A 24,248-nucleotide genomic window follows, 5' to 3' on the forward strand; every position below is an offset into this window, starting at 1 on the left:
CGCTACGGGTCGTAGTCGCTGGCGATGACTTCCCGGATCCGGTCGGCGGTCACGTCGCCGATCCCGGACACTTCCAGCAGGTCGTCTTTTTCGGCGGTCATCACCGCCTCGACGCTACCGAAGTGCTCAAGCAGCGTGCGCGCGGTCACCGGCCCGACCTCGGCGATTGAAGCGACGACGTACTCCTGTTGCTCTGACAGGGTCTTGGACTGTTTCTCGCCGTGGACGCTCACCTCGCGGTCGGCCGTCTCCTGCTCCCGTCCGGCGATGACTTCCAGCAGGTCGGCGGTTTCGTCCTCGTCGCTGGTCCGGAGGACGCTCGCGCCGAAATCGACCGCCAGCGACGCGAGCGCCCCCTGAATCGCCTTGTGATGGACGTTGCGTGCGCCGAAGAGGTCCTCGCCCTCGATGACGACGACGGGCCGACCGTAGTGGCGGGTGGCGTCGCCGACCTGCTCGAACATCGACCGGTCGCCGCCCGTCAGCGTGTCCATGAAGTCAGCGACGGTCTTGCGCTCGACGACCACGCGGTCCGAGAGGACGTAGTCCCCGACGGCCAACGTTTCGAGTCGGGTCTCGATACCGTCCCGCGTCGAGAGGTCCCGGGCGATGGTCGAATCGAGTTCCCGCTGGTCGGCGACAATTTCGACGGGATCGTCCTCGTCGTCGCGTCCGGCGGTGGCGACCGTCCCGTTACTCCCCTCCTCTCCTGCTCTCTCGTCGCTATCGGCCGCTTTCGACCGGTCTTCGGCGAAGGCGTCCAGTCCGGCCTGGCCGTCGCCGCCGTCGTTCTCATCGATTGACTTGTTAGCTGCGCTACCCCTCCTGTTTCCAGTGGAACCCGACCGCTGTGTGGCGGTTTCTCCGCTGTCGGTTCCACTCGAAGCGGTCCCTTCGGTATCGGATGCGCCGTCGCCGCCCTCTCCTTCGTACTCGTCGAGACCCGTCTGGTCGAGGCGGGCCTCCAGTTCGCCGGCGACGCTTTTGAGTTCGTTCAGCTCGCGCTTCATCCGCTTCTGGTCGTTGCGGGCCTTCCAGAAGTACGCCTCGTCCCGGGTGTCCTCGGCCAGCAGGACGACGACGCGGCCCTCGGCCTGTCGGCCGGTTCGGCCCTTCCGCTGGATGGCCCGGATCGCGGTCGGCACCGGCTCGTAGAACAGCACCAGATCGACTTCCGGCACGTCCAGCCCCTCCTCGGCGACGGACGTCGAGACGAGCACCTCGAACTCGCCGTCCCGGAACCGGTCGAGCGTCTCCTGTTGCTGGCTCTGTGTCATCCCCTCGCTGCCGTCGGTGTCGCTCTGGCCGACGAACTTCTGGGTCGTGAAGTGGTCCGAGAGGAAGTCCACGAGCGTCTCGGCGGTGTCCCGCGATTCGGTGAACACGATGACGCGCTCGCCGTTCTCGATGCCCAGCGTCTCCGCGAGCAACATCCTGGTCTGGCGGAACTTCGGGTGCAGGTCGTCGTAGTCGCTGGCCTTCCGCATCGCCTCGCGGACTTTCGGCTCGCTGACGAGGCGCTGGTCGGCCTTCGACGCGCCCGAGGAGCGGGCGGCCTCCTTCAGCCGCTCGAAGTACCGCCGCAGGGACTCGACGCTCTGGGTCTCGACGTACGTGACGGCGGTCCGGAGCTTGCGGATTTCGGCGAGCAGGCTCATCCCCTGGTACCCCTCGCTCTGGTCGTTGTTCATCAGGTCCCGCAGTTGCCCCTGTATCTGTTGAATCTCGCGCTCGGAGATGTCCGCGGAGGATTTCTTCGTGACGCCGAGTTCCCGCAACTGCTCCAGGCGGTCCTCGATGACCGCGTTGATGGCGTCGCGTATTTCCACGACGACGTCGGGCAACTCGATGCGGTTCCAATCGACGCTGGTGTCGTGGGTGAACTCCGCCACGTCGGCGTCGTCTTCGGTCATCACCGCGACCTCGCTAAGCCCGAGGTTCTCACACACTTCGAGTATCGCCTCCTCGTCGTCGCCGGGGGAGGCGCTCATCCCCGTCACCAGCGGGTTCTCGGCGTCGGCGTGGTAGCGGTCGGCGATGTAGTTGTAGGCGTAGTCGCCGGTCGCCCGGTGGCACTCGTCGAAGGTACAGTGGGTCACGTCGGCGAGGGAGATGCGGTTGCCGACGAGGTCGTTCTCGACGACCTGCGGCGTCGCGATGACGATGCGGGCGTCCTCCCAGAGGGCGGCCCGGTCGTCGGGTCGGACCTCACCGGTGAACACGACCACATCTTCGTCGTCCAGTTCCAGCGCTTCGCGGTAGAACTCGGCGTGTTGCTGGACCAGCGGCTTCGTCGGGGCCAGCATGAGCGCTTTCCCGCCGACGGCGTCGAGTCGCTCGGCGGTCACCAGCAGCGAAACAGTCGTCTTGCCCAGGCCGGTCGGAAGACAGACGAGCGTGTGGCCGGCGCTCGCCGTCTCCGCCAGTTCAGTCTGGTAGCGGCGGTTCTCCAGGAACTCCGGCGTCACCAGCGGGCGTTCGACGTGCTCGCCACCGGCGTCGGTGGTCGCCATTACCCACGCGTTCGGCCCCGCGGTGGTTAAGGGTTCAGATACCGCGGTGAAAGTGAACGGACGGCCTTAGAGGCTGAGCCCGGGTAGGTACTGGACGCCGACCCACATCGCCAGTGCGCCAAGCACCGGAATCGAGAAGTTGTCGTCGACGACGTAGCCCGCGATGCGCGGCTTGACGCCGTCGGCGAAGGTGGCCGCGATGCCGCCAAGCACTGCGGCGGCAGGCGGAACGAATGGGGCCGCAAGGAGCGTGCAGACGCCGAACATCACGAGCAGCACCCAGGCCTGTTTGACATTGCTGGCATCAGTCGAGCCCAGCAGGCCGCTGATGGGGTCGCCGATGGCAAGCATCAACATCGCTGGGACGGCGACCGTTTCGGTCATACTCGGGAGCTCGACGGCGAAGGCGACGATGGCAATCCCGACGATGTACAGCGCGTAGCCGGCGGGGTTGTCCTGTTCGTACTCGCGTGTGAGCCGGTCGTACACCACCCAGTCCAGCCCGGTCGTCAGCCGCACCGCTTCGAGAATCAGGACGACGACCAGCGCCACGGCCAGGAACCCCTGGACGACGCGCCACGTGATCAGGTCCGGCCAAAGCAGATGCGCGAGCGGCACTGTCGCGCCGGTGACGTGGACGAGCCGCCGGGATACCTCGTCGGCCATCTACAGGTCGCCGAAGGTGAGGTCACCGCTTGCGAGCTGTTCGAGCCGGTCGGCGAGCCCGTCGATAGGCAGCCGTTTCTGCTCGGTCGTGTCGCGCTCGCGCACCGTGACTTCGTCGTCCTCTAAACTTTCGTAATCCACCGTCACGCAGTAAGGCGTCCCCACCTCGTCCTGCCGGCGGTAGCGCCGCCCGATGGCCCCGGAGTCGTCGTAGGTGACCGAGAGGCCGGCGGCCCGGAGGTCGTCGGCGATATCGGTGGCGAGGTCGGCCATCCCGTCCTTGTCCATCAGGGGGAAGACGCCGACCGTGGTCGGAGCCTGCTCCGGCGGGAGATCGAGGTATGTCCGTTCTTCGCCGTCGACCTCGTCGGTCTCGTAGGCGTGTGCGAGAACGGTGTAGATGATGCGGCCCACGCCGAAGGAGGGTTCGATGACATGTGGGCGGATGTGTTCGCCGTTCTCGGTGACTTCGTTGACGCTGAAGTTCGTCTCCTCGACGGGGACGGTGTGGGACTCGCCGTCGACCTCCACGGTAACCTCGTCACCGTCGAACGCGTCCGGATTCCGCTCGGCCAGCGCTTCGAGCCCGTCGGCGACCGCGCCGGCGTCACCGCCGAACTCCGGCCCGAGATAGCTCATGTCGGGGTCGACGGTCGCACGCTCGACGGTGATCGGCTCGTCGTACTGCTTGAACACCGTGTAATCCTCGCCGGAATGCTCGGCGTGTTTCGAGAGGTCGTAGTCGCCCCGATAGGCGAAGCCTGTGATCTCGATCCAGTCGCCGTCGACCTCGCTCTCGGCGTCCCAGCAGTCGGAGGCGTAGTGTGCGCGCTCGCCGGCCAGGTGCTGGCGGTACCGGAAGCGGTCCATGTCGACGCCGATGCGCTCGTACCACTCCTTGGAGACGCCCAGATAGTAGGCGACCCACTCGCTCTCGACGACGCCCTCGTCGACGGCCTCGCGGACCGTGAGTTCGCGCTGGCCGCCGTCCTCGGATTGCTGTGCCGCGGCGGAGTACAGCGGGAGCGTCACGTCCGCTACCTCGGCCAGCGGCGGCTCGTCTTCCTCCGGGTCGATGAAGTGCTCGAGTTCGGCCTGGGTGAACTCCCGGACGCGGACGAGGGATTTCCGCGGGGAGATCTCGTTCCGGTAGGCCTTCCCGATCTGGGCGACGCCGAAGGGAAGCTGGTTCCGGGCGTACTCGGAGAGCTGCGGGAATTCCACGAAGATGCCCTGTGCGGTCTCCGGACGGAGATAGCCCGGCGACGACGACCCCGGACCGATGTTGGTCTCGAACATCAGGTTGAAGTTGTCGACCGGCTGGTCGGCCAGGGAGGTGTGACAGGAGGGACATTCGATGCCGTGCTCGGCGATGAGGTCCATCACCTCCTCGTTGGGGAGCGATTCGGCCTCCTCGATGTCCGTGTTGTCCTCGACGAGGTGGTCCGCGCGGTGGGTCGCACCGCACTCGCCACATTCGACGATCATGTCGTCGAAACCGTCGAGGTGGCCCGACGCCTCGAAGACGGGCTCGGGCATCACGTCGGGGGCGGAGATCTCTTGATGGCCTTCCTTGACGACGTAGCGGTCCCGCCAGGCGTCCTCGATGTTCGATTTCAGGGCAGCGCCCTGTGGCCCGTAGGTCCAGAAGCCCGCCGCGCCGCCGTAGGCGCTCGACGAGGGGAAGTAGAAGCCGCGACGCTTGGCCAGCTCGGTGAGACGTTCGCCTTCGCTCATAGGCCTCGCAGCAGGTCGATGTCACGCACGATGCCGGTGAGTTCGTCACCCGACAGCAGCGGGATCTGTTCGATGTCGTGTTCGATCATCAGCTGTGCCGCCTCCTCGGCGGTGCGGCGCTTGTTCACCGTCACGACGTCGCCGGTCATGAACTCGCGGACGGGTTCGGCCGGGAGTTCGACGTTGCGGGTGGGCATGTACCGACCGCCGACGGCCTTGATCCCCTCCCAGGCCCAGTCGTCGTCCTGGTTGGCGATGGAGTCGCCGGTGTCGTCCTCGCCCTCGACGACGCGGGCGACCGCGATGATGTCGACCTCGGTGAGCATCCCCGACATGTCGCCGTCGTCCCCGAGCACGACGCCGTAGGGGACGTTCGCGTGGGAGAGCTCCCGTTCGGCGACGGTCAGCGGCGTGCCTTCGTACACGCAGTTGATGTCTCGGTTGGCGAGGTCGCCGACGATCTGGTCGCCGTCGACGTCGCCGTTGGCGATGGACCGAATCACGTCGGTCACCGTGATGATTCCTTTGAGCTGGCCGTCGACGATTGGCAGGCGGCGCTCGCCGTCCTCGACCATCACCTGTGCGGCAGCCTCGATAGACGTGTCCCCGCTGATCGCCGGGACTTCCTCGACGAGCAGCGCAAGTTGGTCCTCGTCCGGACTCTCGATGAGCGCATCGCGTGAAATAATACCTCTGAACTCCTCGCCCTCGTCGGTCTCCTTGATGACCGGGACCGACGAGAAGGCCTGCTCCTGGAGGTACTCCAGTGCGTCATCACGGGTACCGGGAATGGTGACCGTGACGACCTCCGAGCGTGGCGTCATAGCGTCTGCGACGTTCATACTGCCAGAACTTCCTTCCCGCATCTACTAAGTCCTTAACATCCGTTCGTTTTCGGCACCCGGGTAGCACGCTGGACGGCTCTCGACCGTCACCGGAGACCGGGCTGGCGCTGTCTCAGAAACCGAGGGACAGTGCCGTCTCGAAAACAAATACGTCTGCTGCCATATTAATCCACGATATTCGGACCTGAGCGAAATCATCGCTTCGAAGTCTGATGGTTGAGATATAAGGCTTTAACCATGCTAGCCTTCGGACCTGTTTATGGCTATCCTGACAGGAATAGAACTATTGTCAGACTGTTGGCCGAGGCCTGTAGTCTTCCCCTCTACGGGTTTCGCTAAATTTTTATAGGGTTGTTACATATTATCATGCATGGAGTCGGATACTGTCGCTCCGGTTGAGATGGCCGCGGACGGAGACATCATGGCGTCCGTCGAAGAGGGTCCAACGGACCAGTTCATCGTCGCTGACGTGACCCGAGACGACGCCTATCTCACAACGCCGCTCTCGGACGCTGCCTCACTGCCGGCCTGGCGATAGGTCGCTGTCTGTCGGTTCGTTTTTGCCGAACGGTTCCATCCAGCGGGATACCCTATCAGCGGCGCGGCTGTTCCGTATCGAGTGATCGTGTGCACTCGCTCGGGCGGAGAAAACAAGCGTTATGCCGCCCCAGTAAGTTCGACTCGATATGAAGGTACTCGTTACGGATCCTATCGCTGACGCCGGTCTCACCCGACTCCGTGAGGCGGGCCACGATGTCGAAACAGCCTACGAGGTCGAGGGCGACGCGCTCCTCGATGCGGTGGCCGACGCGAACGCGCTCATCGTCCGCTCGGGCACCGAAGTCACCGAGGAGGTGTTTGCGGCTGCGCCGGACCTCATCATCGTCGGCCGGGCCGGTATCGGCGTGGACAACATCGACATCGACGCCGCGACCGACCACGGCGTCATCGTCGCCAACGCCCCCGAGGGCAACGTCCGCGCCGCCGCGGAACACTCTGTCGCGATGGCGTTTGCGACCGCACGCTCCATTCCGCAAGCCCACGACCGCCTGAAGAACGGCGAATGGGCCAAAGGCGAGTTCCTGGGTACGGAAGTCAACAACAAGACGCTGGGCGTCGTCGGATTCGGCCGCGTCGGCCAGCAGGTCGCCAAGCGGCTTGGTAGCCTGGGCATGGACATCGTCACCTTCGACCCCTATATCAGCCAGGAGCGCGCCGACCAGTTCGGCGCGGAGCTGGTCGACGACCTCGACGACTGTCTCGCGAAGTCCGATTTCATCACGATCCATACGCCGCTGACCCCCGAGACGGAGAATATGATCGGCGAGGAAGAGCTCGCTGAACTCGAAGGCGGCTACGTCGTCAACTGCGCCCGCGGCGGCATCATCGACGAACCGGCCCTGGCCGAGGCCGTCGAGGACGGCGTCCTGAAGGGCGCAGCGCTCGACGTATTCGGCGAGGAACCCCTGCCCGATGACAGCCCGCTGCTCGACGTCGAGGACATCATCGTCACGCCCCACCTGGGCGCGTCGACGGAGGCGGCACAGGAGAACGTCGCCACCTCCACGGCCGACCAGATCATCGCCGCGGCCAACGGCCAGCCCGTCGCCAACGCGCTGAACGCGCCGTCGCTGGACGAAGCGACGTTCAAACAGGTCGGGCCGTACCTCGACCTCGCCGACACCGCCGGCCGCATCGCTGTCCAGTTGTTCGGCGGCCACATGTCCGAAGTCCAGGTCACCTACGCGGGCGACATCGCCGAGGAGGACGTGGAGTACGTCACCGCCAGCGCGTTGAAGGGCGTGTTCGCGCCCTCGGATCTCCAGGTCAACGCCGTCAACGCCCCGCAGATCGCTCAAGACCGGGGCATCGACGTGACCGAGTCCAAGACCCGAACTTCCGAGGACTACCAGAGCCTCATCACCGTCACCGTCTCCGACGGTGAGGAGTCCGTTTCCGTCTGTGGGACCCAGTTCGGCGGCGAGGAGCCCCGCATCGTCCGCATCGACGACCACCGTATCGAGGCGGTCCCCCACGGCCACATGCTGGTCGTCCGCAACCGCGACGAGCCGGGCACCATCGGGTTCATCGGCACGGTGCTCGGCGAGGCCGACATCAACATCGCCGGGATGTTCAACGGCCGCGAGACCATCGGCGGCGAGGCCCTGTCCGTCTACAACCTCGACGAGCAGCCGCCACAGGACATCATCGAGCGGCTCAACGCCGACAGCCGCATCATCGAGACGACCTACGTCGAACTCGGCGACGAGTAACACGTAGCGGCATTTTCCGACAGCCAGTTGCGGTTTATTTGCCGTCGATAAGGCGCTCGTACCGGTCGACGACGGCCTGGCGGTGCTCGCGCTCCTGTTCGAGCGCGGTTTCCAGTGTTGCCACCTGCGAGCGCAGTAGCGCGATCTGAATCTGATAGATCGTGCTGGGCGTCTGTCGGGGCGATGGTAACGGGGTCCCCGACCGGTCCCCGGAGTCGATGAACGGCGCTGAATCGCGGGACGAGGCCATACCCGTGACAGGACCGCCACAGGCAAAAACACCCGTCGGACGGCTGTCACGCGCCCGTCAGTCGCCCTGAGAGATCCGGCTCCGGTCGTCTCCGGCGACAGTGACTTCCGTGGCGAGTGGCACCCGAAGCGTGAGCGTCGTTCGCCCGTCGCGCCTGTTATAGGAGAGTTCCCCGCCGTGACAGTCCAGTATCCACTTCGTCAGCCACAGCCCCAGACCGGTGCTGTGTCTGAGTTGCGTTATCGGTTCGTCGCCGAACAGCACCGCCCACTCGTTCTCCGGCAGCCCCGGGCCATCGTCGCTGATCTCGACTACCGCTTCCGCCTGCTCGCGCCGAACCGTAACCGACAGCTCCCCGTCCGTGTGTTTGACTCCGTTCTCGATGAGCTGTGCCAGCGCGATTTCCAGCCGGTCGTCGGCGGCGACCACCGCCTCGGACGCCTCGACGGAAAGGGAATCTATCGCGGTGTCGTCGTACTCCTCGAGGACAGACCGCACGCTCTCGATGATGTCCGTCCGTGATTCCGTCGTCGCGGCCGAGTCCATCACGTACTCCATCTTGCCGGCCATCTCGCTCAGTTCGGCCAGTTCCCTCGCCGCCCTTGCCATCAGGGACGCCTGCCGGCCGAGGTCGCCCGAGAGTTCCGTCGACAGCGTCTCCGTTCCGTCAAGCAGGGGAACGAGCTTGTTTCTGAGATTGTGACGCAGTACACGGTGAAGCACCTGGTGGTGTTGCTCCCGCTGCTGTCTTTCGGTCAGATCGGTGTACATCGCCAGCGCTCGCCCCGCCGTCGTCGGGACGACCCGACAGTACAACTGCCCGGTACCTGCGGCTGTCTGCCCCGTGACTGACCCCTGCTGCAGTCGGGTATCGGCCGGTCTGTCCTCGCGCTCCGTCCCGGCATCCCGGTGTTCGATTGCCGAGACATACTCGGTCAGTGGCTCCCCGCGTATCTGTTCGCTGTCAACACCGAACAGCTCGACGAACGCCGGATTCACTGCCCGGAGTATCGGCTCCCCGTCGACGAACTCCACCTCGGCGACAGCGTCGTCGGTGTGTTCAAACAGCGCCTCGAAGCGCGTGCCCTCTGTTTCACTCATCCCTGTACTGGTTGGCAGCGACGAACTCGAATCGGGCACCACCCGTTTCGCTCTCTGTGACAGACACGGCCCAGTTGTGTGCGTGCGCGATCTCCTCGACGATTGTCAGGCCAAGCCCCGTGCCGTCCTCACTTGTCGTGTAGCCGTTATCGAAGATTCCGTCGCGGTCCTCCGGGGGGATACCGACTCCATCATCGGCGACGTAGAACCCGTTGTCGAGTGCCCCGACACGGACGGTCGACGCCTGTCCGTGTGTGACGGCGTTCCGGAACAGGTTCTCGAAGAGGTGTTTGAGACGGGTGTCATCCCCTGAGACGATGATACTGTCAGCCTCGACGACCAGTTCGGTCTCACAGGAGCTAACGTGGGTCCAGCAGGCACGCGCGACCGCACTGAGGTCGACCGGTGCTGGGTCTTCGACGCGATTCCCCTGCCGGGTCAGGGTCAACACGCCTTCGATGACTTCTTCCATCCGCTCGTGGGCCTGGCGCATCCGGTCGATTCCGGGGGGACACTCATCGAGCTGGCTCAGCGTCCCCTTGGCGACCTGTAGCGGGTTCCGGAGGTCGTGTGAGACGGTGCTTGCGAACTGTTCGAGCCGTTCGTTCTCCCGCTGTAGCTCCCGCTCCTTTTGCAACCGCTGCAAGGCGATTTCCGCGTTGCTCGCAATGATCTGGACGAGGTTCAGGTCGGTCTCATCGAACGCGTCCGGGTTCGTCTGTCCCACGCTGATGATGCCGTAATCGCTGATTGGGACGTACAGCCACGAGACGACCGGTTCAAGCGCTGTGCCGCCGTCGTGGTCACGGATATCCGTGTAGATTCTCGCCCGTTGTTCTTCGAAGACCTTGCCGGGGAACCCCTCGCCGACGTCGTATGTCGGCCGCTCCGCTAGCAACTCCTCGGCCTTGTCGTTGACGTGAACCGGCTGGAGTTCCCCGTCTCGAAGGACCCGGATCACGTTGATACGGAACTCCAGAATCGATTCGATGGCCGCGCCGACTTCGGCGGCAACCGCCGACGGGCTGTCAGCGCTGAGCAGGTCCCGTGTCGCCTCGTGTAGCGCCTCTATTTTCTCCTCACGCCGCCGCTTTTCGGTGATATCCGTGTTGATAGCGACGTAGCCGCGCGGCTTGCCGCCGCGTGGAAGCGGCGCAATCGTCTGTTCGATGACGTAGCGCTCACCGTCGGGACGCTCGTTGACCAGTTCGCCCCGCCAGACATCGCCGGCACCGATGGTGTCCCACAGGCTCTCGTAGAAGGCGTCGTCGTGTTCACCCGACTTGAGGACCCGCGGCGTGTGGCCGATGACGTCGGACGCGGCGTACCCGGTCAACTCCTCGAACGCCGGATTGACGTACTCGATGACGCCGTCACGGTCCGTGAACACCACGGCATGGCCTGCGCTCTCGACCGCCTCCCGGAACTTCCATGGACTGATATCTTCGTTCTCCAGACGGGTGCCGCCGGTCTTTCCGCCGTCGGCCCGCGGCGCCTGCCGCTCGTCAGTGGCCCCCCGTATCAGGTCGAGGTGAGCGGAGAGGACATCGGCGTCAATCCGCTCGATCTCACACAGGACCTCCGGCCTCGCGAGTTCGCGGAGCCGCCGACGCGCGTCGTGGACCGCCCGGCTCTGCTCGAGTTCGCTACCCGACTGGGCCGAATCAAGCGCGTGTACTTTTCGCGTTAGCGACATCGCCTCTCGGAGGTCACCGTTCGGGAGCGCCATCGCCCGGTCGACTGCCTGCCCGACCGTCGCCCCGTCGACCGGCTTCCGAAGGTAATCGTCACACGGGAGCGGCAGGAGCTCCGGCGTCGGCTCCGCCCCGGTCACGACAATCACGTAATGCGATGCGTCAGTGTTCTGTACCGTCTCTTTCAGTTCTTGAAACGCTATCCCCGCCCGTCCATGGTCGTAGACAACGATGTCCGACCGAGCAAACGAGGACGCGATTTCGTCTGCTGTCTCGGCCAGCGTGTAGCTGTATCCCGGGCTGAGGCCTCTCTCGTACACCTGGCGGTCGACTGAATCGTCGATGACCAGCACGTCTCGGTCCATCCTTTGCCTCGCCTTCTATCAGTATTCATAATATACTTCGCTCGGATTGCAAGGAACTGAGAACACGAACCAATTTTAAATGCAGACGCGAACACGTACCCTTCCGCCCGCGCGACCGTCCTACATGAAGTCAGCAATGCCTGACTGTTTGTTGTGGTCGTTCTCGAACACCGACTCGATTTTCCGTTCGAGAATCTTGAGCCGCTGTTTCGTGTAGTCGCGGGCACCGAACTCGTCGGCGACGCGGATGGCCGTGTCGATGTACTTGTTGACCGACCCCTCGTGGACGGTGAGGTTGACCCGGCCGCCACACTCCCGGCAGTCGCCGGTCAGCGGCGCGCGCCGGAACGACTCCCCGCAGTCCAGACAGCGGACCTCCTGTCTGGAGAAGGCCCGGAGGTTCCCGATGAGGTCCGGCAGGAAGTGGTACTCGATGATGCGCTCGGCCACGTCGCTCTCGACGACGGCCCGGAGCTTGCGGGAAATCTCAAGCTGGGCGTCCATCTTGTCCTCCATCGATCCGAGGGTCTTGTACGCCGAGAGGTCCGGCCCGGCGGCGATGTTCGCCGTGTCGTGGGTGTGGCGGAACTCGGTGTACTCGCGGTCGGTCCCCAGCGTCTCCTCGGCGATCTTCATGATGCCCTCGACCTCGGTCGGGTCTTTCATCTCGCGGGTGGCCTCGTAGAACTCCCGCGGGTAGGTCTCCATGATGTCCATGTTGTGGGCCTCGTCGTCGATTTCGCTGGGGTCGATCCGCGAAGACATCACCAGCGGCGCGTCCATCTGCCCGCCGCGCTGGTTCGGGAGATACGACTTCGAGAAGTTCAGGAGGCCGTCCATCAGGAGCATTACGCAGTCTTCGTCGCCGTCGCAGTTCCGCCGTTTAGCGGCGTGGAAGTACGGATGCGCGTAGCCGACGGCGGCGGAGGTGAAGCCGACCACGCGCCCGACCGTCGCCGCGCTGGTGTGGGGGGCCATCCCGAACACGAGTTCGCCGACGAGGTCCTCGCGGTCGTCGAACTCGTAGAACCGCTCCAGGCCATAGTACTGTTCCAAGAGGTCGTCCACGAAGCGAGCGGTCTGGAGCATGTGCTCGGCCGCGCCGTCCGAGAGGACGATGTCCTGGACCTTCAGCTCGACCAGCTGGTCGTCGTGGGTCAACGGGTCGCCGTGGATGTCCTCCGTGTAGCCCAGCCCCCGGAGTCGCTCGGCGGAGACGTCCAGTTCCGAGGCCCGCACTGCGGTCACCGGCAGGTCCGTCATGTCGTAGCGGACCGTCCCGTCCTTGAACGCAGACACGTCGTGTTTCGCCCGGAGGATGCCCTTCTCCATCGGCTCCGGCACCTTCTCCTCGGAGGTGAGGCCCTTGACGGCTTTCAGCTGTTCGAAGGCTGTCTCGCGTTCCCCGACGTTCTGCAGGGCGTCCCGATACGCTTCCTGCAGGTCGAGCACCTTGTACTGGGTCGGCGAGGCGAGCGTCTCACACCGCGTACACTCCGCGCGGCCGGACTCGTCGCGTTCGACCTCGGCCTCGCAGTCGGGGCAGACGTACACCGGCTCGGTGGTCCCGCTGCACTCGGGACAGTCAGCCTGATGGGTCTCGGTCCCGCAGTCGGGACAGCGCCGGCGGGCGACTTCCACCTCGACGTGGCCGGGCGTGTCGCTCATCCCGTCGGCGTGTTTCGTCGCCTTGGCAACGTCCCGCTGTGCGCCGCCGGCCTCGCCGATGGGACTGAGCGTGTGGACGGCCGGCGAGAGGTCCCGCCGCTCGGATTTTTCGGGGCGACCCATTCGGTTGCCGATGCGGGTCGGGGCGCGCTCCCGAACCTCGAACGGCGCGATCTCGTTGACCGCTTTGATCGCGTTCTGGCCGTCCTCGCGCTCGGCGTCCTCGGCAACCCCGATTGCGTCGAGTGACTCGCTGTCGCCGTAGGTCCGGGCGTGCTCGGAGAGGTCCTCGCGCGTCCAGTCGCGCTCCAGCGACCGGGAGAACCCCAGCGTCCGCACCAGCGGCACCCAGTCGGTGACCGTAATCGTGTCCTCGTGCTGGGTGTGCTCGACGAGCAGGTGTTCCAGCGTCTCCTGAACGGCGTCGGTACGGGGCAGGACGAGTGCGCCGTCGTCGCTGTACGTCTCGCCCGCTGTGCCGTCGACCTCCGGGTCGGCGTACGCGCCGTCGGTCTGTGCGACCCGTGCGTCCTCGACGGCGTCGGCGAGCGCGCACACCTGGTCGACGCTCACGTCGTGCCAGAGGTAGGTGTATTTCGGGTGCAACGGCGCGTCGTAGTCGGTCGCCCACTCGATGGCTTCCTCGGCGCTCGGGTCGGCAAGATCGATGTGGGGCGAGTCCCGCATCGCCTGCACGTCCGCGCCCGCGGCGTCGAGGTCCTGTTCCCACCACTCGACGGTGTAGGAGGCCGGCGCGAGCGGGTGGTTGTTCTCGACGAACTCCCCGTAGTTGACGAGGTACTCGCCGAGGTCGAGTATCTTCTCGACGCCGTTGCGGACTTCCAGTGCCTCCTCGGCGTCGTCGATACGGCGCACGTCGCCGTTGGCCAGGCGCACCGTCGGTCCCTCGATGGTGTCGACCGGTACGACGCCGGCGGCTTTCCCCGGCCGCTCGGTCTTGATCTGCGTGCCGGTCGCGAGGAAATCGTCGACCAGATGCATGGTCGCCGGGTGGACGCCTGCCGTGGCGAAGCCGTGGTTGCGCGACCGCCCGTAGCGAAGCCGAAACCCGCCCGCCTTCGACGGGTGGGAGAACACCGGGCGACCGGCGATGAGGTCCCGGAGATACTTGTCGGCGGGTTCGACGCGCGGCGGTCCAGCCTGCTCGTCACCCTCGTCTCCGGCGTCGTCGTCGGCTCCTTCGCTCGCGTCGTCGCTGCCTGCGTCGTCCTCTTCGTCGGCGGCCTCGTCCTTGCCGATGGTCCCGTCGATGAGGTCCTGCAGCCACGGCCAGTCGACCTCGTCCAAGTTCCGGGTGTAGCGCTGGATCTTCGGTGCTTTCAGGGCAATCCCCTCGGCCAGCACGAGACACATCCCGCCGCGAGGTGAATTGGAGTCGACGCGTTCGAGGTCCCGATAGCCCGAGACTTCCTCGTCGCCGGTCGCTTCGCCGTCGAGCATGATGGGCATGTGCTCGGCGATGAACTTCGTCTCCTTCTCCTTGGGCGAGTACTGCAGGCCGGTGTCCTTGTCGTAGAGGTCGATCTCCTCGGCGTAGCGGCCAATCTCTTCGTCGCGGGCCTTGTACTGGTCGATGCCCAGTAGCGCGCGGGCGTAGTCCGCGACCAGCACCGAGAGGGCCTGTGCGGTCCCGCCGGCGGAGCGAATCGGGCCGGCGTAGTAGACGTTGATGAACTCTGTCCCGTCGTCGTTTTCCAGCAATTCGACCCGGTCGATGCCCTCGATTGGGGCGGCGACAACACCCTCGGTCAGCAGGGCGACGGCGGTCCGGACCGCCCCCTCGACCTTCCCTTCGCGGCTGTCGTAGTCGCCGACGGTCCCCTCGACGAAGTCCTCGACCAGTTCCAGCGCGGCCTCCTCGCGGGACATCTCGCCCTCTAGCTCTCGGACCCGCTCGGCGACGCCGTCGATGCCGAGGATGTTCTCGACCCGGTCGGCCATGTCGCGCGCGGTCGGGATCTCGACTTCCGGCTTCGGGTCGCCGCCGCGCTCTTTGGCCCGTTCGGCGACGTCGAAGGCGGACTCAAGCTGGGTTTCGAGCGTTTCGAAGTACTGTTCGTCGGCCTCCCGCATCTTAGATGTTCCAGAGGTCCAGGTCGGTCGGCTCGTCGTGTTCTCGCTGGAGCTCCGTGTCGAACCCGCGGACGTACAGCTCGCCCGCCCAGACGGTGCCGGCGTTCAGGTGGCCGGCGACCGCTTCGCCGTCGGGCCGCGAGAGAACGGCGTGGGTGTGGGCGAACCGCTCCCCGTCGAGATGCGAGATGTTGCCCATGCAGGCGGCGACTTCCAGCGGTTCGTCGAAGGTTAGCGAGTCGTATTCGGTTCGGTCCTGGTCGTAGAACATGAGTTCCGCGTCCTGGACCGCCCCAAGCCCGTAGAAGAAGCCGGCGTCGATGCCCTGTTCGTCTGCGAAGGCCTCGATCTGGGCGCGCCAGTCCGCACCGTGCTCCAGTCGGCAGACGAACTCGGACGTACTGTCGACTTCGCGGTAATCCATATCTGTAGTGGATGACAGGCCGCTCCAAAAGCGTTGCTTTCGGTCCAACCGTTTATATCCGAAGCCGGACCCACCGCCGCTGTGACGTAGCCACGACCCTGCGCGGTTCGCGGTTGCGCGGCACACCGCGCCGGGACCGACGCGTGCCGCCTGTTCGCTATTGCGCCGGGCCAGACGACCGACCAGCGCTACGCCGGTAGCGACACCCGACTGACCGGCTGGCTCCGGTCGGCGTCGTAGAACGAGAGTTCGTCGACCGTCCACCGGATCGGTTCGATATCCTGCTCGACCAGCCGCGCGGCCGCGGCGCGGTCTCCGCCGCGGGCGACGGTTACGTGCGGGACGTACGCGTCGCCCTCCATCTCGTCGACGGGGTCGAACCGCCCGCAGAGTCGCTCGTGCAGGGCGACCAGTCCGGGGCTCTCGACGGCGAGATACACCACTGGCGACGGACCGGTCACGGCCGTCTCGAACTGCTCGACGCCCGAAACCTTCGCCTCGAATGCCGGCTGGCCGCGAAGCGCCTCACGACCCTGCGCTTCCAGCCGCGCGTAGGCCGCGTGGTCGCCGTCACCCAGTCGCTTGGCGACCAGCGTGTGCTCGCCCCGTCCCCGACGCTGTGCGAGCGGCAGGTCGGCCGCGAGGTCGGTCGCCAGCGACGTGACTGCCGACGGGAGCGGGACGTTGATGCTGTACACAGTGGGCGCTCGCCCGCTGCGGGCAAAAAGAGCGCGGTCCTACAGCCGGTCGAGCAGCCACAGGACGATGAGGACGACTAGGATCACGCCGAGGAACGGCTGTAGTATGCCGAGCAGGCCAGTCAACAGCCCGAGTGCTGTATCGAGTACTTCGAGCACCAGCCAGACCACGATGAGGACGAGGACAATCTTCAGCAGGGTGTCAACGTCAAGTTTGGCTCTATCCATGCCCGACAGGACTCCCTCGCGGGGCAAACCCCTTGTGGCCATGGGGCTGGCGATTCAGCCCCGACCACCGAACGGCATGGGATGTAAGGCCGCTGAGTATCAGGTCACACAATCGGCAATAAACGATATACCTACCGAGGGGATAGCCGCAGTAGGATGGGCCGGAGCGCTGGAACGCTGGTAGTCGTAATCGTCGCAACAGCACTGCTTGTACCGACAGCGACCGGGGTCGGTCTCGGCGGGTTCGAACAGCAGTCTGTCGACGCTGACGTGGTCGTGATGACCGCTGACGTGGGACCGGATGGGGGCGCTGACTGGACGGTCGCCTACCGGATTCGGCTGGACGACGACAACGCCACGCAGGCCTTCGAGGACCTGCGGGCGGACATTCAGGCCAACCCGTCGGCGTACACGGACCGCTTCGGGAACCGGATGCAACGCACGGCCGGAGCCGCGGAGAACGCGACCGGCCGCGAGATGGCCGTCGAGAACGTCACCGTGAGCGCACGTGAGGAGACGTTCGGCCAGACCTACGGCGTCATCACCTACCGATTCCAGTGGACGAACTTCGCCGCCGTCTCCGACGACCGCATCGAGATCGGCGACTCGCTCTCGGGGCTGTTCCTCGATAGCGAGACCTCGCTAACCGTGCGCTGGCCGGCGGACTACCAGGCTGACTCCGTCGCGCCACAGGCCGACGAACGGGGCAACGCCTCCGTCACCTGGCGCGGTCAAGAGGAGTTCGGGGACAACGAGCCACGAGTGGTCGTCAGTCCAGAGGACACCACTGGCGGGGAGGACGAATCGAACGCACTCCTCGTCGGCGGAGTCCTCGCGCTGGTCGGCATCGCCGCCGCAGCGTATGCCCTTCGACGGTACGGCGTCCTCGGCGGCGGTGAGCCGGCCGAACCGCCGGCGTCGATGGTCGGGTCGGACGACTCCGAAGCGGAGCCCACCGCCGGGACGGACGCCGACGCCGGCGCACCGCCGGCTGAACTCCTGAGCAACGAGGAGCAGGTCCTGCAACTGCTCGAATCGAACAGCGGGCGGCTCAAACAGCAGCAGGTGGCCGGCGAACTCGACTGGACCGACGCCAAGACGAGCCAGGTCATCGGCGGCTTGCGAGACGAAGACAAGGTCGAGACGTTCCGTATCGGCCGTGAGAACGTGGTGACGCTGCCGGACACTGACGTGACTGGTGGAGACGGTGACGGGGGCGGCGGAACCGACAGCGGCGGCGAAACACGGTAATAAAGGTACCGACCGTTCACCGCAACCTACGACTTGATACGACCGCAGCATTGCGGTTTTAATTCGGCTTAATCGGCGCTAACCCGGCACCACTGACTCCTATTTATAGGGTGTTCGGTGGTCAACTAATGAATATAATGAGACGAGCCACTCCGGTATTGCTGGCAACGCTGCTCGTGGTGAGCACGCTCGCCGCGGTGCCCGCCGCAACGATGGCACAGGAGACTGAAACGGTGACTGAACAGGCCGATGAGAACGCGACGCCCCCCGGCGCACAGCTGGCGGGCGTCGTCAGCGTGCAGGAAGCTGAACTGGACGGTGAGGTCCAGTCCCGGACGTTCGGCATCCGCGTCGCACAGGCGAACACCGACGATGCGAAGGCCGCTGTCGTCGCTGACCAGCTGAACGACTCCGAAGAACGGCTCTCGGAGCTCCAACAGCGCAAGCAGGCGCTGGAGCAAGCCCGCCAGAACGGTTCGATGAGCGAGGGCGAGTACCGAGCGAAGGCCGCACAGCTCCACGCCGAGACGAAGAACGTCCAGCGACTGGCGAACGAGACGAACGAGACCGCCAGCCAGCTCCCCGCCGAAGCGCTGGAGAAGAGGGGTATCAACGCGGCGGCAATTAAGACCCTCTCACAGCGCGCGAGCGAATTAAGCGGGCCGGAAGTCGCCGCTATCGCACAGGGTATCGCCGGTCCGAACGTCGGACAGCAGGCTCGACCCGGCGTTGCCGGCGACCGCGGTGGCGACGCGGCGAACCGATCCGAGACGGACGACCGTCCCGGAGCCGAGCGGGAGCGGACCCCGATGAACGAGCGGTCCGTCGACAGTGAGGCTACCCCGACCAACGAGACGGCCACTGACGGCGGGGAAACCGAGCCACCGACCGGCAGCAGCGGGTCCGATACCGCCGACGCCGGCCGATAGCACGAGACAGCGAATACACTGTTTAAAGCTCGATACACGCCGGTCTGTGTGCCGCTACGGCGACGCGATGGCTGCTGAGCCCATGTGCCTGTGAACCGTGCACACGCTACTGCTAACACGGAAACTATTAGTACTCGAATCACACAGCAGAAAGTACATGACGCGGACCCCTCTCTCCACGACGCTCGCTGCGGGCAGCGAGGGGTCTCTCCGTTTCTCCCCACGCCGGCGGCGACGACCGGGCCGTTTCTAGGCCCACTACTACTTACTCTTCACTCGACAGGTTCGTTTCGTCGCTAGACGCCGTCGTCGTCGGTTCGACGGGATCCTCGGTCTGTTGCGCCTGACCGGAAACCGACAGGCACACCACGGAACCAATCCAGAACACATCCATGCCAGAAGGAAACGGAACCGTCGCGCTCGCCTTCTCGGGCGGGCTCGACACGACAGTCTGCGTATCGCTGCTGAAAGAGGAGTACGGCTACGACGAGGTCATCGGCGTCACCGTCGACGTCGGCCAGCCCGACTACGAGTTCGAGGAGGCCGAGGAGACCGCCGAGGCGCTGGGCGTCGAACAACACGTCGTCGACGCTACCGAGGAGTTCGCGGACCTCTGTATGGAGGCCGTCAAGGCCAACGCCGACTACCAGGGCTACCCGCTCGGGACCGCCCTCGCGCGCCCGGTCATCGCCAAGGCCATTCTCTCGGTCGCCGAGGAGGAGGGCTGTTCGGCCGTCGCCCACGGCTGTACTGGCAAGGGCAACGACCAACTCCGCTTCGAGGCCGTCTGGCGCGACTCCGACCTCGATGTCATCGCGCCGGTGCGCGAACTCGGACTGACCCGCGAATGGGAGAACGAGTACGCCGCGGAGAAGGGCCTGCCCGTCGAGGGCGGCGACGGCGGCCGCTACTCGATCGACACGAACCTCTGGAGCCGCTCCATCGAGGGCTCCGAACTCGAAGACCCGAGCACTATCCCGTCGGACGACATCTACAAGTGGACCGACAACCCCTCCGACAAGGACGCCGAACTGGTCGAGGTCGAGTTCGAGGACGGCGTCCCGGTTGCCATCGACGGCGACGAACTCGGTGGGGTCGAACTCATCGAGCAACTCAACGAGCAAGCGGGTGCCCACGGCATCGGCCGCACGGACATGATGGAAGACCGCATGCTCGGGCTGAAGGTCCGCGAGAACTACGAGCACCCCGCGGCCACCGTCCTGCTGACGGCCCACGAGGCGCTGGAGGGCCTCGTCCTCACGCAGGAGGAGCGCCAGTTCAAGGCACAGGTCGACCAGGAGTGGTCACAGAAGGCCTACCAGGGTCTCGTCGACGCACCGCTGACGGGCGCGCTCGAAGCGTTCATCGACGACACCAACGAGCGCGTCACCGGGACCGTCACGGTGAAACTCGAAGGCGGCCACTGCCGCCCAGTCTCGCGCGAGTCCGACTACGCCGTTTACAGCGAGTCGGCGGCCTCCTTCGACGAGGAGGACGTGTCCGGCGGCATCACGCAGCAGGACGCGACAGGCGTCGCAAAGTACCACGGCTTCCAGTCCCGCCTCGCGAACAAGATTCTCGAGGACGCGAAGAAAGGGGCCGCCGTAACGGACGGCAGCGGCGACGCCGCAAGCGAGGACACGGGGGAGTAACGACATGAGCGACGGCGAGGACCACGAGACGGCAAACGCCGACGACCACGACGAGACGGTCGTCCGCCGTGACCGCTTCGCGGGCGGGCCGGCCCGGTCGTTCCTCTCCTCGCTGTCGGACGACGAGCGCATCTTCGCGGCCGACCTGGCCGTCGACCGCGCCCATGTCGTGATGCTGGCCGAACAGGAGATCATCGACCGCGAGACGGCCGGCGAGGTACTGGCCGCGCTCGCGGACGTGGAAGACGCGGGCCACGGTGCGCTGCCCGACGGCGAGGACGTACACGAGGCGATAGAGAGCGCCGTCATCGAGCGCGTCGGCCCGGACGGCGGAAAGATGCACACGGCTCGCTCGCGCAACGACGAGGTGGCGGCCTGCATCCGCTACCGCCTGCGTGAGGATGTTCTGAACCTCATCGAAACCGTCGTCGGTGCCCGCGAGCAACTCATCGACGTGGCTCGCGCCGAACAGGAGGCGGTGATGCCCGGCTACACGCATCTCCAGCCTGCCCAGCCGACCACGGTCGCTCACTGGGTGCTGTCCTACGAGCAGGCGCTCCAGCGCGACACCGCGCGCCTGCTGGACGCCTACGAGCGCGTCAACCAGAACCCGCTCGGGTCGGCCGCATTCGCCGGGACGCCCTTCGACGTGGACCGCAAGCGCACGGCGGCCCTGCTCGGGTTCGAGGGGGTCGCCGAGAACTCGATGGACGCCTCGGCGACGCGGGATTTCCTCGTCGAGACGACCAGCGCTGTCGCGACGCTGGCGACGAATCTGTCGGGGCTGTCCGAGGACGTGGTCGTGATGGCGAGCAAGGGCCACGTCGACCTCGACGACGACTACGCCTCGACCTCCTCGATCATGCCCCAGAAGAAGAACCCCGACACGCTGGAGCTGGTCCGCGGTCGGACGGGTGACGCCGTCGCCGGGCTGAACGGCCTGCTGACCAATCTGAAGGGCCAGCCCCGGGCGTACAACCGCGACCTGCAGCGCGCGGGTCGCCACGCCTGGGACGCCATCGACAGCGTCACCGAGAGCGTGGCCGTGGCTGCTGGCGCGGTCGCGACCGCCGACTGGCCCGCGGAAACCTTGGCGGATGCGGCCACGGACGGGTTCGCGACGGCGACCGGCGTGGCCGACCTGCTGGCGATGGCCGGCGTGCCGTTCCGGACGGCCCACGAGGTCGTCGCCGAGGCCGCCGCCGGTCTGGGGCCCGAGGAAGACGCGCCCGATTACGAGGCGCTGTCGGCCGTCGCCGAGGACGTGTTGGGCGAGCCCCTGTCGGCGTACGTCGACCGGGAGGCGCTGTCGGCCGCGCTTGACCCGACCGAAAGTGTCGCAATGCGGGACTCTCGCGGTGGCCCGGCCCCCGATGCCGTCGCCGAGCAGGTGTCGGTGGCCGAGGACGTGCTTGCGGCAGACAGCGAGGCACTGACTGACCGCCGGCAAGCGGTTTCACAGGCGGCTGACCGCCGCCAGACGGAGGTGGGCCGATATGTCTGAGCGACCACCGTCCCCTCGTGGGACAATTATACCATAATTCTGATATACAATTCAGTAACGTGGCGGATTTAGGCTTTTCATACCATTAGAGTGCAGTCTGTGTAGTAAATTTATTCTGATATGTTCGAAGGCTTTAAGTGCATCCCTGTCACAGGATGAACTACAATGGCAGAATGCATCGAGTGCGGGGCGGACGTGTCCCTGCACGACAACCTCGAAGTCGGAGAGATCGTTGACTGTGCCACCTGCGGTGCCGAACTGGAAGTCGTCGGCGCCGACCCCGTCGAGCTCGACAGCGCACCCGAGCTCGAAGAGGACTGGGGTGAGTGAGGTGTTCGCGGTGGCGCGGCGCTCGACGCCGTACGTGACGCCCGTGGCGTTTGACGCCGCGAGCCGCGAACCCACGGAGGACTCAGTATGAAAGTCGGGCTCCTCTACTCGCGCATCCGCCGGGACGAGAAGCTCCTGTTGTCGGAACTGCGCGAGCGCGACCACGAGATCGAGAAGATAGACGTTCGCAAACAGCAGTTCAACATCCATGAGGCCCCCGAGGCCTTCGAGGACCTGGACATCGTCGTCGACCGCTGTCTGGCGACCAGCCGCAGCGTGTACGCGACGAAGTTCGCGAAAGCCTATGGTGTCCCCGTAGTCAACGGCCCCGAGGTCGCCGACACCTGCGCGGACAAGGTCAACAACAGCCTCGCGCTGGAGGCCGCGGGCGTGCCGACGCCGAACACCGACGTGGCGTTCACGAAGGACGCGGCGCTGGAATCCATCGAGAAGTTCGGCTACCCCTGCGTCCTCAAGCCGGTCGTTGGCTCCTGGGGTCGCCTGATGGCGAAGATCGACTCCCGCTCGGCCGCCGAGGCCATCCTCGAACACAAGGAGACGCTCGGCCACTACGAGCACAAGATCTTCTACGTTCAGGAGTTCGTCGACAAGCCCGGCCGCGACATGCGCGTGCTGGCCGTCGACGGCGAGCCCATCGCGGCGATGGTCCGCTCCTCGGACCACTGGCTCACCAACGCCGCCAAAGGCGCTGAAACCGACGAGTTCGAACTGGACGACCGCGCGCTGGAACTGGTCGAGAAGGCCTCCGACGCGGTCGGCGGCGGCCTGCTCGGTATCGACCTCATGGAAGTCGGCATCGACGAAGAAAGTGGTGAGTTCGAGGACTACACGGTCCACGAGGTCAACCACACCGTCGAGTTCAAGGCGCTGAACGAGGTCACCGACGTCGACGTGCCCGCGAAGGTCGTCGACTGGCTCGAGCAGAAGGCGGCGACGGAAGCCGATGCCGAGGTGACAGCATGACGTATACGGCAAGCGTCGTCGGCGGCTCCGGGTTCACCGGCGGTGAACTGCTTCGCATCCTCGACGGCCACCCCGAGTTCGAGCTGGCGCAGGCGACCAGCCGCTCGAAGGAGAACAAGACCATCGGCCACTCCCATCCGAACCTTCGCCACTCGGACCTGCGCTTCTCCTCACCGGCGGACCTGGAATCGGTCGACGTGCTGTTCGCCGCGACGCCCCACGGCGTCTCGATGGAACAGATCGACGCGTTCCAGGAGGCCGCCGGCACGGTCGTCGACCTCTCGGCGGACTTCCGGCTCGATTCGGAAGCGCAGTACGACGAGTGGTACGACGGGCACTCGCGGCCTGAACTCCTCGAAGAGAGCGAGTACGCGCTGCCGGAGCTCAACCGCAACAACCTCGAAGGGGCCGACCTCATCGCCTCCGGCGGCTGCAACGCCACGGCGACCATCCTGGGCCTGCTCCCGCTGTTCGAGGCCGACATCCTCTCCGGCGACGAGCAGGTCGTCGTCGACGTGAAGGTCGGCTCCAGCGAGGGCGGGGCCGGCGGCGGCGAGGCATCCTCGCATCCGGAGCGCTCGGGCGTCGTCCGCCCGTACGCGCCCACGGGCCACCGCCACGAGGCCGAGATCCAGCAGTTCCTCGGCATCGACGTGTCCTTCACCGTCCACGCGGTGGACATGATCCGTGGCGCGAGCGCGACCTGTCACGTCTTTCCTGAACAGCGCGTCTCGAAAGGCGACCTCTGGGGAGCCTACCGCGGCGAGTACGAGGACGAACCGTTCGTCGAACTCGTCGCGGGCGGCGGTGGCGTCTACCGCTACCCAGAGCCAAAGTCAGTCGCGGGGACGAACCGCGCCGAAGTCGGCTTCGAGCTCGACCCCGGCAACAAGCGACTGGTCGTGTTCTCGGCCATCGACAACATGATGAAAGGGTCGGCGGGCCAGGCGGTCCACGCGGCCAACGTCGCCCTCGGCATCGAAGAGACGGCGGGCCTGGAGTTCCAGGGGCTCCACCCCGTCGGCGCACCGTAACCCCTGGA

The 24,248-nt window shown here is 65.7% G+C and carries 20 protein-coding genes; 9 read left to right on the forward strand and 11 right to left on the reverse strand.

What is annotated here, in order from left to right; genetic code table 11:
* Positions 1–2: 2 nt before the first annotated feature.
* From ACOZ4H_RS01885 to ACOZ4H_RS01900, 4 genes are all read right to left on the reverse strand, one after another.
* Positions 3–2,513 (reverse strand): DEAD/DEAH box helicase, encoded by a 2,511-nt coding sequence (locus tag ACOZ4H_RS01885; RefSeq protein ID WP_424327714.1) that lies wholly within the window; start codon positions 2,511–2,513, stop codon positions 3–5.
* 66 nt (positions 2,514–2,579) lie between these two features.
* A complete protein-coding gene (locus ACOZ4H_RS01890) occupies positions 2,580–3,179 on the reverse strand; it encodes a dolichol kinase (protein WP_424327715.1) in 600 nt (199 codons plus the stop codon).
* The gene (gene glyS / locus ACOZ4H_RS01895; protein ID WP_424327716.1) at positions 3,180–4,916 is read right to left on the reverse strand and encodes a glycine--tRNA ligase; all 1,737 of its coding nucleotides are present in this window, start codon (positions 4,914–4,916) and stop codon (positions 3,180–3,182) included.
* Positions 4,913–5,758, reverse strand: coding sequence for a CBS domain-containing protein (locus ACOZ4H_RS01900; RefSeq protein WP_424327717.1), 846 nt, complete (start codon positions 5,756–5,758; stop codon positions 4,913–4,915). The genes glyS and ACOZ4H_RS01900 overlap by 4 nt, the downstream gene beginning before the upstream one ends.
* Positions 5,759–6,131: 373 nt before the next feature.
* Here ACOZ4H_RS01900 and ACOZ4H_RS01905 point away from each other — a divergent pair, with 373 nt between their 5' ends.
* Entirely contained in the window at positions 6,132–6,299 is a 168-nt protein-coding gene (locus ACOZ4H_RS01905; protein ID WP_424327718.1) for a DUF7556 family protein, read from the forward strand.
* Positions 6,300–6,447: 148 nt separating this feature from the next.
* Positions 6,448–8,034, forward strand: a complete 1,587-nt coding sequence (gene serA, locus ACOZ4H_RS01910) for a phosphoglycerate dehydrogenase (RefSeq protein ID WP_424327719.1) — start codon at positions 6,448–6,450, stop codon at positions 8,032–8,034.
* A gap of 34 nt (positions 8,035–8,068) precedes the next feature.
* Here serA and ACOZ4H_RS01915 read toward each other — a convergent pair whose 3' ends face one another.
* The 7 genes from ACOZ4H_RS01915 to ACOZ4H_RS01945 all read right to left on the reverse strand — a co-directional run bounded on the left by ACOZ4H_RS01915 (position 8,069) and on the right by ACOZ4H_RS01945 (position 16,556).
* A complete protein-coding gene (locus tag ACOZ4H_RS01915) occupies positions 8,069–8,284 on the reverse strand; it encodes a hypothetical protein (RefSeq protein ID WP_424327720.1) in 216 nt (71 codons plus the stop codon).
* A 57-nt stretch (positions 8,285–8,341) separates the two neighbouring features.
* Positions 8,342–9,385, reverse strand: coding sequence for an ATP-binding protein (locus tag ACOZ4H_RS01920; RefSeq protein WP_424327721.1), 1,044 nt, complete (start codon positions 9,383–9,385; stop codon positions 8,342–8,344).
* Positions 9,378–11,444 carry a PAS domain S-box protein gene (locus tag ACOZ4H_RS01925; RefSeq protein WP_424327722.1) on the reverse strand — a complete coding sequence of 689 codons (2,067 nt, stop codon included), beginning with the start codon at positions 11,442–11,444 and terminating at the stop codon, positions 9,378–9,380. Before ACOZ4H_RS01925 ends, ACOZ4H_RS01920 begins: the two co-directional genes overlap by 8 nt.
* 120 nt (positions 11,445–11,564) lie before the next feature.
* Complete coding sequence (locus ACOZ4H_RS01930) at positions 11,565–15,206, reverse strand: DNA polymerase II large subunit (RefSeq protein WP_424327723.1); 3,642 nt, start codon at positions 15,204–15,206, stop codon at positions 11,565–11,567.
* 1 nt (position 15,207) lies between these two features.
* The gene (locus ACOZ4H_RS01935; RefSeq protein ID WP_424327724.1) at positions 15,208–15,630 is read right to left on the reverse strand and encodes a PPC domain-containing DNA-binding protein; all 423 of its coding nucleotides are present in this window, start codon (positions 15,628–15,630) and stop codon (positions 15,208–15,210) included.
* A gap of 188 nt (positions 15,631–15,818) precedes the next feature.
* On the reverse strand, positions 15,819–16,328 hold the full coding sequence (locus ACOZ4H_RS01940) for a 2'-5' RNA ligase family protein (RefSeq protein WP_424327725.1): 510 nt from the start codon (positions 16,326–16,328) through the stop codon (positions 15,819–15,821).
* Positions 16,329–16,367: 39 nt separating this feature from the next.
* Positions 16,368–16,556, reverse strand: coding sequence for a DUF7554 family protein (locus ACOZ4H_RS01945; RefSeq protein ID WP_424327726.1), 189 nt, complete (start codon positions 16,554–16,556; stop codon positions 16,368–16,370).
* A gap of 156 nt (positions 16,557–16,712) precedes the next feature.
* Between ACOZ4H_RS01945 and ACOZ4H_RS01950 the strand changes: the two genes are divergently transcribed.
* The 7 genes from ACOZ4H_RS01950 to argC all read left to right on the forward strand — a co-directional run bounded on the left by ACOZ4H_RS01950 (position 16,713) and on the right by argC (position 24,240).
* Positions 16,713–17,807 (forward strand): helix-turn-helix transcriptional regulator, encoded by a 1,095-nt coding sequence (locus ACOZ4H_RS01950; RefSeq protein WP_424327727.1) that lies wholly within the window; start codon positions 16,713–16,715, stop codon positions 17,805–17,807.
* Between the two features lie 137 nt (positions 17,808–17,944).
* Entirely contained in the window at positions 17,945–18,736 is a 792-nt protein-coding gene (locus ACOZ4H_RS01955; protein ID WP_424327728.1) for a hypothetical protein, read from the forward strand.
* A gap of 392 nt (positions 18,737–19,128) precedes the next feature.
* Positions 19,129–20,388, forward strand: a complete 1,260-nt coding sequence (locus ACOZ4H_RS01960; protein WP_424327729.1) for an argininosuccinate synthase — start codon at positions 19,129–19,131, stop codon at positions 20,386–20,388.
* Positions 20,389–20,392: 4 nt separating this feature from the next.
* Positions 20,393–21,892, forward strand: a complete 1,500-nt coding sequence (argH, locus tag ACOZ4H_RS01965; protein WP_424327730.1) for an argininosuccinate lyase — start codon at positions 20,393–20,395, stop codon at positions 21,890–21,892.
* Positions 21,893–22,057: 165 nt separating this feature from the next.
* On the forward strand, positions 22,058–22,222 hold the full coding sequence (gene lysW / locus ACOZ4H_RS01970; protein WP_004959888.1) for a lysine biosynthesis protein LysW: 165 nt from the start codon (positions 22,058–22,060) through the stop codon (positions 22,220–22,222).
* 87 nt (positions 22,223–22,309) lie between these two features.
* Positions 22,310–23,206, forward strand: a complete 897-nt coding sequence (gene lysX / locus ACOZ4H_RS01975; RefSeq protein ID WP_424327731.1) for a lysine biosynthesis protein LysX — start codon at positions 22,310–22,312, stop codon at positions 23,204–23,206.
* Positions 23,203–24,240 (forward strand): N-acetyl-gamma-glutamyl-phosphate reductase, encoded by a 1,038-nt coding sequence (gene argC, locus ACOZ4H_RS01980; RefSeq protein WP_424327732.1) that lies wholly within the window; start codon positions 23,203–23,205, stop codon positions 24,238–24,240. Before lysX ends, argC begins: the two co-directional genes overlap by 4 nt.
* Positions 24,241–24,248 lie beyond the last annotated feature (8 nt).

This window comes from Haloarcula amylolytica, assembly GCF_049705545.1.
In the GTDB taxonomy this organism is placed as follows: domain Archaea; phylum Halobacteriota; class Halobacteria; order Halobacteriales; family Haloarculaceae; genus Haloarcula; species Haloarcula amylolytica_B.

Bases quoted from the DNA above. Each gene is read 5' to 3' on its own strand.
- ACOZ4H_RS01885 (WP_424327714.1), bottom strand. From the start codon at position 2,513: ATGGCGACCACCGACGCCGGTGGCGAGCACGTCGAACGCCCGCTGGTG.
- ACOZ4H_RS01890 (WP_424327715.1), bottom strand. From the start codon at position 3,179: ATGGCCGACGAGGTATCCCGGCGGCTCGTCCACGTCACCGGCGCGACA.
- glyS (WP_424327716.1), bottom strand. From the start codon at position 4,916: ATGAGCGAAGGCGAACGTCTCACCGAGCTGGCCAAGCGTCGCGGCTTC.
- ACOZ4H_RS01900 (WP_424327717.1), bottom strand. From the start codon at position 5,758: ATGAACGTCGCAGACGCTATGACGCCACGCTCGGAGGTCGTCACGGTC.
- ACOZ4H_RS01905 (WP_424327718.1), top strand. From the start codon at position 6,132: ATGGAGTCGGATACTGTCGCTCCGGTTGAGATGGCCGCGGACGGAGAC.
- serA (WP_424327719.1), top strand. From the start codon at position 6,448: ATGAAGGTACTCGTTACGGATCCTATCGCTGACGCCGGTCTCACCCGA.
- ACOZ4H_RS01915 (WP_424327720.1), bottom strand. From the start codon at position 8,284: ATGGCCTCGTCCCGCGATTCAGCGCCGTTCATCGACTCCGGGGACCGG.
- ACOZ4H_RS01920 (WP_424327721.1), bottom strand. From the start codon at position 9,385: ATGAGTGAAACAGAGGGCACGCGCTTCGAGGCGCTGTTTGAACACACC.
- ACOZ4H_RS01925 (WP_424327722.1), bottom strand. From the start codon at position 11,444: ATGGACCGAGACGTGCTGGTCATCGACGATTCAGTCGACCGCCAGGTG.
- ACOZ4H_RS01930 (WP_424327723.1), bottom strand. From the start codon at position 15,206: ATGCGGGAGGCCGACGAACAGTACTTCGAAACGCTCGAAACCCAGCTT.
- ACOZ4H_RS01935 (WP_424327724.1), bottom strand. From the start codon at position 15,630: ATGGATTACCGCGAAGTCGACAGTACGTCCGAGTTCGTCTGCCGACTG.
- ACOZ4H_RS01945 (WP_424327726.1), bottom strand. From the start codon at position 16,556: ATGGATAGAGCCAAACTTGACGTTGACACCCTGCTGAAGATTGTCCTC.
- ACOZ4H_RS01950 (WP_424327727.1), top strand. From the start codon at position 16,713: ATGGGCCGGAGCGCTGGAACGCTGGTAGTCGTAATCGTCGCAACAGCA.
- ACOZ4H_RS01955 (WP_424327728.1), top strand. From the start codon at position 17,945: ATGAGACGAGCCACTCCGGTATTGCTGGCAACGCTGCTCGTGGTGAGC.
- ACOZ4H_RS01960 (WP_424327729.1), top strand. From the start codon at position 19,129: ATGCCAGAAGGAAACGGAACCGTCGCGCTCGCCTTCTCGGGCGGGCTC.
- argH (WP_424327730.1), top strand. From the start codon at position 20,393: ATGAGCGACGGCGAGGACCACGAGACGGCAAACGCCGACGACCACGAC.
- lysW (WP_004959888.1), top strand. From the start codon at position 22,058: ATGGCAGAATGCATCGAGTGCGGGGCGGACGTGTCCCTGCACGACAAC.
- lysX (WP_424327731.1), top strand. From the start codon at position 22,310: ATGAAAGTCGGGCTCCTCTACTCGCGCATCCGCCGGGACGAGAAGCTC.
- argC (WP_424327732.1), top strand. From the start codon at position 23,203: ATGACGTATACGGCAAGCGTCGTCGGCGGCTCCGGGTTCACCGGCGGT.